This window comes from Microbacterium sp. TPU 3598 (assembly GCF_002356155.1).
GTDB lineage: Bacteria > Actinomycetota > Actinomycetes > Actinomycetales > Microbacteriaceae > Microbacterium > Microbacterium maritypicum_A.
On record NZ_AP017975.1, the window covers coordinates 1,931,474 to 1,943,706 of the forward strand.

9 protein-coding genes are annotated in these 12,233 nt (G+C 68.3%); 2 read left to right on the forward strand and 7 right to left on the reverse strand.

The genetic code is table 11. From position 1 onward, the window contains the following. Positions 1–39: 39 nt before the first annotated feature. The 3 genes from gatB to gatC are packed head-to-tail and all read right to left on the reverse strand — an operon-like array spanning position 40 to position 3,367. On the reverse strand, positions 40–1,554 hold the full coding sequence (gene gatB, locus MST3598_RS09225; RefSeq protein ID WP_029259179.1) for an Asp-tRNA(Asn)/Glu-tRNA(Gln) amidotransferase subunit GatB: 1,515 nt from the start codon (positions 1,552–1,554) through the stop codon (positions 40–42). Beyond that, the gene (gene gatA / locus MST3598_RS09230) at positions 1,554–3,071 is read right to left on the reverse strand and encodes an Asp-tRNA(Asn)/Glu-tRNA(Gln) amidotransferase subunit GatA (protein WP_021200501.1); all 1,518 of its coding nucleotides are present in this window, start codon (positions 3,069–3,071) and stop codon (positions 1,554–1,556) included. Before gatA ends, gatB begins: the two co-directional genes overlap by 1 nt. After that, positions 3,068–3,367: an Asp-tRNA(Asn)/Glu-tRNA(Gln) amidotransferase subunit GatC gene (gatC, locus tag MST3598_RS09235; RefSeq protein ID WP_029259178.1), complete on the reverse strand. Its 300-nt coding sequence runs from the start codon at positions 3,365–3,367 to the stop codon at positions 3,068–3,070. Before gatC ends, gatA begins: the two co-directional genes overlap by 4 nt. Before the next feature lie 67 nt (positions 3,368–3,434). Here gatC and MST3598_RS09240 point away from each other — a divergent pair, with 67 nt between their 5' ends. Together MST3598_RS09240 and MST3598_RS09245 are read left to right on the forward strand one after the other, a co-directional pair. Beyond that, complete coding sequence (locus MST3598_RS09240) at positions 3,435–5,135, forward strand: long-chain-fatty-acid--CoA ligase (RefSeq protein ID WP_029259177.1); 1,701 nt, start codon at positions 3,435–3,437, stop codon at positions 5,133–5,135. Positions 5,136–5,200: 65 nt separating this feature from the next. Further along, entirely contained in the window at positions 5,201–7,021 is a 1,821-nt protein-coding gene (locus tag MST3598_RS09245) for a DEAD/DEAH box helicase (protein ID WP_021200498.1), read from the forward strand. A 23-nt stretch (positions 7,022–7,044) separates the two neighbouring features. On the opposite strand, the gene MST3598_RS09250 is transcribed toward MST3598_RS09245, so the two are convergent. Genes MST3598_RS09250 through MST3598_RS09265 form a run of 4 tightly spaced genes read right to left on the reverse strand, consistent with a single transcriptional unit; the run spans position 7,045 to position 12,163 of the window. Continuing rightward, positions 7,045–7,512, reverse strand: a complete 468-nt coding sequence (locus tag MST3598_RS09250) for a hypothetical protein (protein WP_051671024.1) — start codon at positions 7,510–7,512, stop codon at positions 7,045–7,047. Beyond that, positions 7,509–9,842 (reverse strand): NAD-dependent DNA ligase LigA, encoded by a 2,334-nt coding sequence (ligA, locus tag MST3598_RS09255; RefSeq protein WP_029259175.1) that lies wholly within the window; start codon positions 9,840–9,842, stop codon positions 7,509–7,511. Before ligA ends, MST3598_RS09250 begins: the two co-directional genes overlap by 4 nt. Before the next feature lie 38 nt (positions 9,843–9,880). After that, positions 9,881–10,978: a tRNA 2-thiouridine(34) synthase MnmA gene (mnmA, locus tag MST3598_RS09260; protein ID WP_029259174.1), complete on the reverse strand. Its 1,098-nt coding sequence runs from the start codon at positions 10,976–10,978 to the stop codon at positions 9,881–9,883. 9 nt (positions 10,979–10,987) lie between these two features. Next, positions 10,988–12,163 (reverse strand): cysteine desulfurase family protein, encoded by a 1,176-nt coding sequence (locus tag MST3598_RS09265; RefSeq protein ID WP_029259173.1) that lies wholly within the window; start codon positions 12,161–12,163, stop codon positions 10,988–10,990. Positions 12,164–12,233 lie beyond the last annotated feature (70 nt).

Consider the following 12,233-nt stretch of genomic DNA (forward strand, 5'->3'; position numbering starts at 1 on the left):
TCTCCCCCGGGCCTCCGACAGGAGGCCCGGGGCCACGCGCTACTGGGCAGCGCGCTCGAGGATGAGTTCACGCACGCGTGCCGCGTCCGCCTGGCCCTTCATGGCCTTCATGACGGCGCCGATGACAGCACCGGCGGCCTGGACCTTGCCGTCCTTGATCTTCGCCATCACATCCGGCTGGGCCGCGAGAGCCTCGTCGATCGCAGCGATCAGCGCGCCGTCGTCCGACACCACGGCGAGGCCACGGGCGTTGACGACCTCCTGCGGAGTGCCTTCCCCCGCGATGACGCCTTCGAGCACCTGGCGGGCGAGCTTGTCGGTGAGCGTGCCCGCGTCGACCAGCTGCTGCAGTGCGGCGACGTTCTCCGGGCTGATCAGCTCGGTGGCTTCCTTCTCCTGCGCGTTCGCGAGACGGGAGATCTCCCCCGTCCACCATTTCCGGGCGGTCGCAGGTGCCGCACCGGCGGCGATGGTCGCCTCGACCACTTCGAGCAGGCCTCCGTTGCGCACGTCCTGGAACTCCAGGTCGGTGAAGCCCCACTCCGTCATCAGGCGACGACGGCGGGCGACAGGCTGCTCGGGAAGAGCCGCGCGCAGCTCCTCGATCAGCTCGGCGGCCGGCTCCACGGGCAGCAGGTCGGGCTCCGGGAAGTAGCGGTAGTCGTCGGCGTCCGACTTCGGACGACCCGGCGATGTCGTACCGGTGTCCTCGTGCCAGTGCCGCGTCTCCTGCGTGATCGTGCCGCCATCGGCGAGGATCTGCGCCTGGCGCTGGATCTCGTACTTCACGGCCCGCTCGACCGAACGCATGGAGTTGACGTTCTTCGTCTCGGTGCGGGTGCCGAGCTTGTCGGTGCCCCGCCGACGCAGAGAGACGTTGGCGTCGCAGCGCAGGTTTCCGCGTTCCAACCGGGCCTCGGAGATTCCGAGACCACGGACGATGTCGCGGATCGCCTGCACGTAGGCCTTGGCGACCTCGGGTGCGCGGTGCTCGGTGCCGTAGATGATGTTCGTCACGATCTCGACCAGCGGAACACCCGCGCGGTTGTAGTCGACGAGCGAGTACTCAGCGCCCTGGATGCGGCCGGTGGCGCCACCCATGTGGGTGAGCTTTCCCGCGTCTTCCTCCATATGCGCGCGCTCGATCGGAATCGTGATGAGTGTCCCGTCCTCGAGCTCGACCTCGACCGAACCGTCATAGGCGATCGGCTCGTCGTACTGCGAGATCTGGTAGTTCTTGCCGAGATCCGGGTAGAAATAGTTCTTCCGCGCGAACCGGCTCGATTCCGCGATCGAGCAACCGAGAGCGAGACCCAGGCTGATCGACGAACGGATCGCCGTCTCGTTCACGACCGGAAGCGACCCCGGCAGACCGAGGTCGACGGGCGCGATCAGCGTGTTCGGCTCAGCGGCGTGGAAGGCCTCGTTGGCCGGGTTCGGCGCATCGGAGAACATCTTCGTGTTGGTGTTGAGCTCGACGTGCACCTCGAATCCGAGGACCGGCTCGAACAGCTCGAGCGCCTTGTCGAAGTCCATGAGCTTGGCGGCGGCCATCAGCGCTTCCCTCCTGCGAGCTGCGGTGCGCGGGTGAGCAGCGGCGCACCCCAGGAGTCGACGAGCAGCGTCTCGAGCGCGGCGCCGACCTTGTAGAGACGTGCATCCTCCCGTGCCGGGGCGATGAACTGGATGCCGACGGGGAGTCCGTCGTCATCGGCCAGACCGCTGGGGACGGAGATGCCGGGAACGCCGGCGAGGTTCACCGGAATCGTGGTGATGTCGTTGAGATACATCTGCAGCGGGTCGTCGATCTTCTCGCCGAGCTTGAAGGCGGTGGTGGGCGCCGACGGCGTCGCGATGACGTCGACCTCGGCGAAGGCGTTGGCGAAGTCCTGCTGGATGAGTGTGCGGACCTTCTGCGCGCTGCCATAGTAGGCGTCGTAGTAACCGGCCGACAGTGCGTACGTGCCGAGGATGATGCGTCGCTTGACCTCGTCACCGAAGCCGGCGTCACGGGTTGCGGACATGACGTCCTCGACCGTCGGGTTTCCGTCGGGCGTCACCCGCAGACCGAAGCGCACCGAGTCGAACTTCGCGAGGTTGCTCGATGCCTCCGCGGGGAGGATCAGGTAGTACGCAGCCACGCCGTACTCGAAATGGGGAGCACCGATCTCGACGATCTCCGCGCCCTGAGCCTCCATGAGCGCGAGAGCATTGCGGAAGGATGCGGCGACGCCGGGCTGGAAGCCGCTGTCCGGCAGTTCGCGGATCACGCCGACCTTGAGACCCTTGAGCACGTCTCCGCGCGCACCCTCGCGAGCCGCCTCGGCGAACGAGGGCCACGCGTCGCGCAACGACGTCGAGTCCTTCGGGTCGTGGCCGCCGATCGCGTCATGCAGCAGCCCCGAGTCGAGGACCGTCCGCGAGACGGGGCCGACCTGGTCGAGGCTGGAGGCCAGGGCGATCGCGCCGTAGCGGCTCACACCGCCATACGTCGGCTTGACGCCGACCGTGCCGGTCACGTGCGCGGGCTGACGGATCGAGCCGCCCGTGTCGGAGCCGAGAGCGAGCGGTGCCTCGAATGCGGCGACAGCGGCAGCCGAACCGCCACCGGAACCGCCGGGGATGCGGTCGAGGTCCCAGGGGTTGTGCGTGGGGCCGTATGCGGAGTGCTCGGTGGAGGACCCCATGGCGAACTCGTCCATGTTGGTCTTGCCGAGCGGGACGAGTCCCGCGGCGCGTGAACGCGCGACGACCGTGGCGTCGTAGGGAGAGCGATAGCCCTCGAGGATGCGCGAGCCGCTGGTGGTCGGCTGGTCGGTCGTGACGAGGACGTCCTTGATCGCGAGAGGAACGCCGGCGAGCGGTCCGAGGGCCTCGCCGGCAGCGCGACGGGCGTCGATGGCCGCTGCGGCCTCGAGCGCTCCATCGTTGATGTGGAGGAAGGCGTGGACGTCGCCGTCCACGGCGGCGATGCGATCGAGGTGCGCCTGGGTCGCCTCGACGCTGGAGACCTCGCGAGAGGCCAGCTTCGCTGCCAGATCCGCCGCATCGAGTCGGATGATGTCGCTCACTGCTCTTCTCCCAGGATCGCGGTCACGCGGAAGCGGCCGTCGGCGGCATCCGGGGCGTTCTGAAGCACCTGCTCGTGCGTGAGCGTCTGGCCGACCACATCGGGACGGAACACATTGCTCAGTGGGATCGGGTGGCTCGTCGCCACGACGTCGGCGGTCGCGACCTCCGACACCTTCGCGATGTTGTCGACGATGGCGTCGAGCTGGCCCGTGAGCCGCGACACCTCGTCGTCGTTCAGCTGGATGCGTGCGAGCACACCGAGATGGCGCACGAGTTCAGGGGTGATTTCAGACACTCCCCCAGTCTAGTTGGCGCGCTCCGAACTCCCATGCCCCACGAGCAGCTCGACATATGCTGGGCGGGTGAGCACGTTCCAGCCCCCTCGCCCGTGGGTCGCCAGCTACGCCGCAGGCGTCCCGGAAGACCTCGCCCCGGTCGACGGATCACTCGTCGACATCGTCGCCGCGTCGGCACGGGACTACCCCGATGCCCCCGCGCTGCAGTTCTTCGGGCGTGAGACGACATACGCACAGCTGCAATCAGCGATCGACCGCGCGGCGACGGGGCTGCGGGATCTCGGCGTCCGCGCCGGCGACCCTGTGGCCATCGTGCTGCCGAACTGCCCGCAGCACATCGTGGCCTTCTACGCGGTGCTGCGACTCGGCGCCGTCGTCGTCGAGCACAACCCGCTCTACACGCCTCGTGAGCTGCGCAAGCAGTTCGAGGACCATGGAGCGAAACACGCGATCGTGTGGAACAAGGTCGTCTCCACGGTGCAGGAGTTCCCGGCGGACCTCGCCGTGACGAACCTCATCTCCGTCGACGTGACGCGCGCCATGCCGTTCCTCACGCGCTTCGCCCTACGTCTCCCCGTCGCGAAGGCTCGCGACTCCCGCGCGGCCCTCACGGCCAAGGTGCGCGGCACGGTCGTCTGGGACTCGCTGGTCGCTTCCGACCCTCTGCCGGAGACGCACCCGAAGCCGGGAACCGACGATCTGGCGATCATCCAATACACCTCCGGAACGACCGGAACGCCGAAGGGGGCGGCGCTCACACACCGCAACCTGCTGGCGAACGCCGCCCAGTCGCAGGCCTGGGTGCCGTCGATCCGACGCGGCAACGGTTGCGTCGTGTACGCGGTCCTTCCCATGTTCCACGCTTACGGACTCACGCTCTGTCTGACGTTCGCGATGTCGATGGGGGCTCGACTCGTGCTCTTCCCCAAGTTCGATCCGGACCTCGTGCTCGACGTCGTCAAGAAGCACCCCGCCACGTTCCTGCCGCTGGTACCGCCCATAGCCGACCGCCTTCTCGCCGCGGCCAAGGCGAAGGGAGTGTCGCTCGAGGGCATCGAGGTCGCGATCTCCGGCGCGATGGCGCTGCCACATGAACTGGTCGTCCCCTTCGAGGAGGCCACCCACGGATATCTCGTCGAAGGCTACGGGCTGAGCGAGTGCTCCCCTGTCCTGATGGCGAACCCGGTGGCGGACAACCGCGTTCCCGGAACCGTCGGGCTTCCCCTGCCCGGAACCGAATGCCGCGTGGTGGATCCGGAGAACCCTGGTGAGGACGTGCCGTCGGGCTCTGCCGGGGAACTCGTCGTGCGCGGGCCGCAGGTGTTCTCGGGGTACTACGGCAAGCCGGAGGAGACGGAGGCGGTCTTCGTCGACGGCTGGTACCGCACCGGCGACATCGTCACGATCGACGAGGCCGGCTTCGTTCGCATCGTCGATCGCATCAAGGAGCTCATCATCACGGGCGGCTTCAACGTCGCACCCACCGAGGTGGAGAACGCCCTGCGCCAGCACCCGCAGGTCGCGGATGCCGCGGTCATCGGTCTGCCGAGCGAGCACTCCGGTGAAGAGGTCGTCGCCGCGATCGTCATCGATCAGGGAACCGACGTGGACGTCGAGGCCGTTCGTGAGTTCGCGCGCAGCATCCTCACCCCCTACAAGGTCCCCCGCCGCATCTTCGTGGTGGACGAACTCCCGAAGTCGCTGATCGGTAAGGTGCTCCGGCGCCAGGTCAAGGAGAAGCTCGTGGCGCTGAACACCGGCGCCTGAGGACGCCCTCACAGGCGGCGGACGCCGCAGCGCGCTACCCTTGGGAAGTGACCCCTGAAGATGCAGTGCTGACCGACGCCCCCGACGAATCTCCCGCGACCCCTGGATTCGAGGAGCTCGGCATCACCGGGCCCGTCCTCAAAGCCATCAAAGACCTCGGCTATGAGACGCCGTCGCCCATCCAGGCGGCCACCATCCCGACGCTCCTGGCTGGGCGCGATGTCGTCGGCATGGCGCAGACCGGTACCGGGAAGACCGCGGCCTTCGCCCTCCCCGTGCTCGAACGCCTCGATGTCTCCCAGAAGACCCCGCAGGCCCTCGTGCTCGCACCCACCCGTGAGCTCGCGCTCCAGGTCTGCGAGGCGTTCGAGTCGTACGCCTCCAAGATGAAGGGCGTGCACGTGCTCCCCGTCTACGGCGGGCAGGGCTACGGCGTGCAGCTGTCGGCTCTGCGCCGCGGCGTCCACGTGATCGTCGGCACGCCGGGCCGCATCATGGACCACCTCGCCAAGGGCACGCTCGACCTGTCTCAGCTGCAGTACCTCGTGCTCGACGAGGCCGACGAGATGCTGAAGATGGGCTTCGCCGAAGACGTGGAGCAGATCCTCGCGCAGACGCCCGAGGAGAAGCAGGTCGCGCTGTTCTCCGCGACGATGCCGCCGCAGATCCGCCGTCTCGCCCAGAAGTACCTGCGAGACCCTGAAGAGATCAGCATCAAGTCGAAGACCGCGACCGGCACCAACATCACGCAGCGCTATCTCGTCGTGTCGTACGCGCAGAAGGTCGATGCGCTCACCCGGATCCTCGAGGTCGAGAACTTCGACGGAATGATCGTCTTCGTCCGTACGAAGAACGAGACCGAGACCCTGGCGGAGAAGCTGCGCGCCCGTGGCTACTCGGCCGCAGCCATCAACGGCGACGTGCCTCAGGTGCAGCGTGAGCGCAGTGTGAACCAGCTCAAGGACGGCAAGCTCGACATCCTGGTCGCGACCGACGTGGCCGCGCGAGGACTCGACGTCGAGCGCATCAGCCACGTCGTCAACTTCGACATCCCCACCGACACCGAGTCCTATGTGCACCGAATCGGTCGCACGGGCCGCGCCGGACGATCGGGCGACGCGATCAGCTTCATCACCCCGCGCGAGCGCTACCTCCTGAAGCACATCGAGAAGGCGACGCGTCAGCAGCCGGCCCAGATGCAGCTCCCGAGCACGGAAGACGTGAACACCACACGTCTGAACCGCTTCGACGACGCGATCACCACGGCGCTGTCGGAGACCGGGCGCATCGAGGCGTTCCGCGACATCGTGGCGCACTACGTGCGTCACCATGATGTCCCTGAGGGTGATGTGGCCGCCGCTCTGGCTGTCGTGGCGCAGGGTGACAAGCCGCTGCTGCTCGACCCCGCCAACGATCCGCTCACCAAGGCGGTCGAAGCAGACAACCGTCCCCCGCGCGAGCGCACGGGACGCGATGCTCGTGAGCCGCGTACGGAACGACGCGGGCGTGGCGACTACACCGCCTACCGCATCGAGGTCGGACGACGTCACCGTGTCGAACCCCGCCAGATCGTCGGGGCCCTCGCCAACGAGGGCGGTCTGGGACGCGACGACTTCGGTGCGATCAACATCCGTCCGGACTTCTCGACGGTCGAGCTGCCATCGAACCTGGATCCGTCTGTCCTCGAGAAGCTGCGCGACACGCGCATCTCGGGACGCCTGATCGAGATCAAGCCCGACCGCGGTCCCGGGGGCGCACGCCGCACCGGTGGCCCTCGGGAGGCCGGCGGTCGGGGTGACCGTTTCGAGCGTCGGGACCGCGATGATCGGCCGGCGCGCGACACGCGTGACGAGAAGCCGTACCGCAAGCCGCGTCACAAAAGCTGACCACCACTCGCGCGCGGAACGGATTATCCCGTCCCGCGCGCGAGTCGCGCGGCGACATCGATCAGCGGCTCCGGATGTGTGAGCAGCGCACGCTGCTCAGGGTGCGCGATGAGATGGGCGATCAGCCGATGCGCGCCCATGACCGCGGGCTCCCAGTATCCGCCGACGTGATGTCTGCTCAGGGGCAGGGTTCGAGATTCTCCGTCGACCGTCAGAGTCACGGAACCGTCGTCGGGATCGACTCCGGGATCGGTCAGCATGGCGGCGGTCAAAGCGCCGAGCAGAATCGTGCTGACGAGCCCGGGAAGACGGAACCTCGTCGTGGGGACGTCCATGACGATCGTGTCGAGGTCGCTCCAGCTCACGATCCCGCGATTATCGACGCCCTCGCGAATGATCACGGCATCAGGGGTCAACCGCAGATGATGGCGACCGGGATCTCCGACGGCGAGAGCCTCCGGGACGACGATCAGGGGCCCGAAGCGCTTCACGCCCCTTCGCCCGTGGGAGGGAGGGCATCCGGCCCCTGGGTCACCAGGATATGGAACTGCGCCGCGTCGAGGATTCGTAGGCCGAGGTCCTCCGCCTTCGCCAGCTTGGAACCCGCGCCGGGGCCGGCGGCGACGAAGTCGGTCTTCTTCGACACGCTCGACGCGGCCTTGCCGCCCGCGTTGATGATGGCCTCCTGCGCGCCGTCTCGTGTGTAACCGTCGAGGGATCCGGTGGCGACGACGGTCAGCCCCTCCAGGACTCCGCCCGCGGCCACAGTCGCGCCGGGGCCGGGGTGCCCAGGCGTCGCCCACTGCACGCCCGCGTCCTCCCACTGCTGAACGATCTCCTGGTGCCAGTCCACCTCGAACCAGGCGAGAAGCGAATCGGCGATGATGCCACCGACGCCCTCGACCGCGGCGAGCTCGTCGCGTGACGCCGCGCGGATCGCGTCGAGCGACCCGAACCACTGAGCGAGCGCCCTCGCGGCAACAGGGCCGACATGGCGGATGTTCAGTGAGACGAGCAGCCGCCACAGGTCCTTCGTCTTGGCCTTCTCCAGTTCTGCGAGCAGGGTGAGCGCCTGTGCGGAGGGCTGGGGTCCGTCGAGACCGGACTTCTTCTCGGCTGCGGTGGGATTGCGTCGGAAAGGAGCGCGAGTTTTGACGACCCCGTCCTCGTCTTCCTTGGGGAGACCCGTCTCGGCGTCGCGAACGAACAGCTCGATGGGGACCAGCTGTTCGAGGCTGAGCGCGAACAGGCCCGCCTCGGTCTCGAGCGGTGGCACTGCAGGAGACGTCGGCTGCGTCAGGGCCGCAGCGGTGACCTCGCCCAGTGCCTCGACGTCGAGGGCGCCTCGCGAACCGATGTGCTCCACGCGTCCGCGCACCTGCGCCGGGCACGAGCGTGCGTTCGGACAGCGCAGATCGATATCGCCTTCCTTCATGGCTCGCAGGGGCGTGCCGCACTCCGGGCACTCGACGGGCATCACGAACTCGCGCTCGGTGCCGTCGCGCTTCTCGACGACCGGCCCGAGGACCTCGGGGATCACGTCGCCGGCTTTGCGCAGCACGACCGTGTCACCGATCAGCACGCCTTTCGCCTTCACGACGTCCTTGTTGTGCAGCGTCGCCTGGCGGACCACCGATCCGGCGACATGTGCGGGGGCCATGACGGCGAACGGAGTCGCGCGACCGGTGCGACCGACCGACACGACGATGTCGAGCAGCTTCGTCTGCACCTCTTCCGGCGGGTACTTGTAGGCGATCGCCCAGCGCGGGGCCCGGCTCGTCGCGCCGAGCTCGTCGTGCAGCTCGAGCTCGTCGACCTTGACCACGATGCCGTCGAGCTCATGCTCGACATCATGCCGATGCTCGCCGAAGTACTCGACGAACGTGACGACCTCGTCGATCGTGCGGCAGACCTTCGTGTGCGGGCTCGTGGGCAGCCCCCATTCCGCGAGCAGGTCGTACACCTCGCTCTGTGCGGCGACCGGAGGGTTCGACCATGCGCCGACCCCGTGCACGTACAGCGCGAGCGACTCGATCCGCAACAGTCCTGCTTCGAGCTCGAGGCCGTTCTTCTTGTCGATCTGCTGGCGGAGTCCACCGCTCGCCGCATTGCGGGGGTTCGCGAAGGCCGGGAATCGCCGGGCGGCCGCGGTGCGCGCCTTCTCCTCGTCGAAGGGCTTCTTCACCCCGCCGCGCGATTCCCACCGCTCGAGCGCGTCGGCGTAGGCCCGGTCGCGGAAGGCCGCCTGCGCCGCATTGAGTCGTTCGAACGCCGCCACGGGGATGAAGACCTCGCCGCGCACCTCAACGATCGGGGGATGCCCGTCGCCGCTGAGCCGATACGGGATCTCGGGGAGACGCAGAGCGTTCTCGGTGACGATCTCTCCGACGCGTCCGTCGCCTCTGGTGGCTGCGGAGGTCAGCACACCGTTCTCGTAGCGGAGGTTGATCGCCAGTCCGTCGATCTTGAGCTCGGTGAGCCAGGCGACCTCGCGGCCCGCTGCGGCCTTCGTCTTCGCTGCCCACTCCTTCAGCTCGTCGACCGAGAAGACGTTGTCGAGGCTGAGCATCCGCTCGGCGTGCTCGATGGTCGCAAGACCCGTCGCCTCGGCCGCGCCGACCATCTGGGTGGGCGAGTCCTGTCCCTGGAGCTCGGGGTGCAGACGCTCGAGCTCTTCGAGCCGGTGCATCCATCCGTCATAGGTGAAGTCGTCGACGACCGAGGTGTCGCGGCCGTAGTAGGCCTCTTTGGCGTCGAGGATGCGAGTGGTCAGCTCTTCAGCTTCGGTTCGGGCGTCTTCCAGCGAGATGTTCTCCGGCACTCCGCCAGTCTACGAGCGGGTACCGACACCGGAAACGTCTACGCGCCGACGGGAACCGCCGAGACCGTCGTATCGATCGTGAACTGTCCGAGCACGCGCGTTCCGACGTAGAGCACAGCGGTCTGCCCCGGTGCGACGCCGTCGAGGGGAACCTCCGGTGTGACGCGTACACCCCCGTCGGAGACCTCGGCGTGTGCGGCCACGGGCTCGGAATGCGCACGGATCTGCACATGGCAGGAGAAGGACGATTCGGTCGGTGCAGCGCCGGCCCAGCTGAACCGCTCCCCCGCGATCTCGGCGATGGCGAGGGCCTCCTTCGGTCCGACGACGACGGTGTTGGAGACCGGGCGCACTTCGAGAACGAACCTCGGCTTGCCGTCGGCGGCGGGCACACCGAGCTTGAGACCGCGGCGCTGCCCGACGGTGAAGGCGTGAGCACCCTCGTGGGATCCGACGACCTCTCCGCTGCGGTCGACGATCTCGCCGGTCGCCGTGCCGACCTTCTCGGCGAGCCAACCGCGGGTGTCACCATCGGGGATGAAGCAGATGTCGTGGCTGTCCGGTTTCTGCGCGACGCTCAGACCGCGTGCCTCGGCTTCGGCGCGCACGATCGCCTTCGAGGGCGTGGTGCCGAGCGGGAAGTAGGTGTGCGCGAGCTGCTCGGCGTTGAGGACGCCCAGGACGTACGACTGGTCTTTGGCGTTGTCGGAGGCGCGGTGCAGCTCGAGACCCCCGTCGCCGTCGATCAACGTCGCGTAGTGCCCCGTGCACACGGCGTCGAACCCGAGCTCGATCGCTCGCTCCAGCAGTGCGGCGAACTTGATCTTCTCGTTGCATCGCATGCAGGGATTCGGGGTGCGACCTGCCTGGTACTCGGAGATGAAATCTGCGATCACGTCGTCGCGGAAACGCTCCGAGAAGTCCCAGACGTAGAACGGGATGCCGAGCACGTCGGCGGCGCGACGGGCGTCGAGGGCATCCTCGATCGTGCAGCAGCCGCGGCTGCCGGTGCGCAGGGTGCCGCCGGCACGGGACAGTGCCAGATGCACGCCGACCACGTCGTGCCCCGCCTCCACGGCCCTGGCGGCCGCGACGGCGGAGTCGACTCCACCGCTCATAGCCGCAAGGATCCGCATGAGACCAGTCTACGAGCGCGCGGCTGTGCCGGCGCCGGATGCGCGGGCATACGCATCAGCGATCGTGGCGAGCACCGCATCGACGTCGGTATCGGTCGAGGTCCGACCGAGCGAGAACCGCAGCACGCTGCGCGCATCCCGTTCGCTGCGCCCCATCGCCATCACGACGTGCGACGGCTCGGCGACGCCCGCCTGGCAGGCGGATCCCGTCGAGGCGGCGACGCCGGCGACATCGAGGAGGAAAAGCAGGCTCTCCCCCACCGCGCCGGGGAACAGCACGTGCGCGTTCCCCGGGAGGCGCACGGTCGGATCCCCCAGCAGTTCTGCTCTCGGCACGGCCGCCCTGATGCCGGACACGAGGCGGTCACGCAGCGCGCTGAGTCGTGCGGTCTCGTCCGATCGTTCGCGCTCTGCGAGCTCCAGCGCCGTCGCGAAAGCGGCAGCTCCGGCGACATCTTGCGTGCCCGCGCGCAACCCGCGCTGCTGCGCTCCGCCACGCAGCAGCGCAGTGAGGCGGGCCGTACGCGCCGTGACGAGGACTCCCACGCCGACCGGCGCGCCGATCTTGTGGCCGGCGAAGCTCATGGCGACCAGGCCGACCCCACCGTCGGCATCACCTCGCAGGGTGCGGAACGACAGGGGCACGTGCCCGAGAGCCGCGACGGCGTCGATGTGCAGGGGAACTCCCGCTCCCGCCGCCGCGGCTGCGAGGGAGCGGGTGTCGTTGATGGTTCCGACCTCGTTGTTCGCCGCGAGGGCCGTCGCCAGAGCGGCACCGGGAAGCTCGGCGGCGAACTGCTCGGGATCGATCCGCGCGTCGGGCGCGACGGGCACTCGTCGCAGTGCTGCCCCTTCATCCACGAGCGCGGCGACCGTGTCCATGGTCGCGTGATGCTCGGCGTCGGGCATCACGATCGCCGACGTCCCGCCCGCGCGGCCGTGCCACAACCCCTGAAGAGCGAGGTTGATGGACTCCGTGCCCCCGGAGGTGAACACGATCTCGATCGGGTCGGCCTCCAGCACCGCGGCGACCCGTTCGCGCGACTCCTCGAGCAGCCGACGCGCATCCTGACCCGCCCCGTGCGTCGACGACGCATTGCCGACCATCTGGGAAGCGGCGAGCCAGGCCTCCCGTGCTTCGGGGCGCAGTGGCGTGGTCGCCGCGTGGTCCAGATAGTGCCGCATCCTTCGATTCTCTCCCGAAACGAGGGCGGAAGGGTGCTGCCTCCAGGTACCGGGTGCGCGCTGACATGAG

What these genes read in the sequence shown, in the direction of transcription:
- gatB (WP_029259179.1), bottom strand. Translation starts at nt 1,554, where the DNA reads ATGGCCGCCGCCAAGCTCATGGACTTCGACAAGGCGCTCGAGCTGTTC.
- mnmA (WP_029259174.1), bottom strand. Translation starts at nt 10,978, where the DNA reads ATGCGGATCCTTGCGGCTATGAGCGGTGGAGTCGACTCCGCCGTCGCG.
- MST3598_RS09265 (WP_029259173.1), bottom strand. Translation starts at nt 12,163, where the DNA reads ATGCGGCACTATCTGGACCACGCGGCGACCACGCCACTGCGCCCCGAA.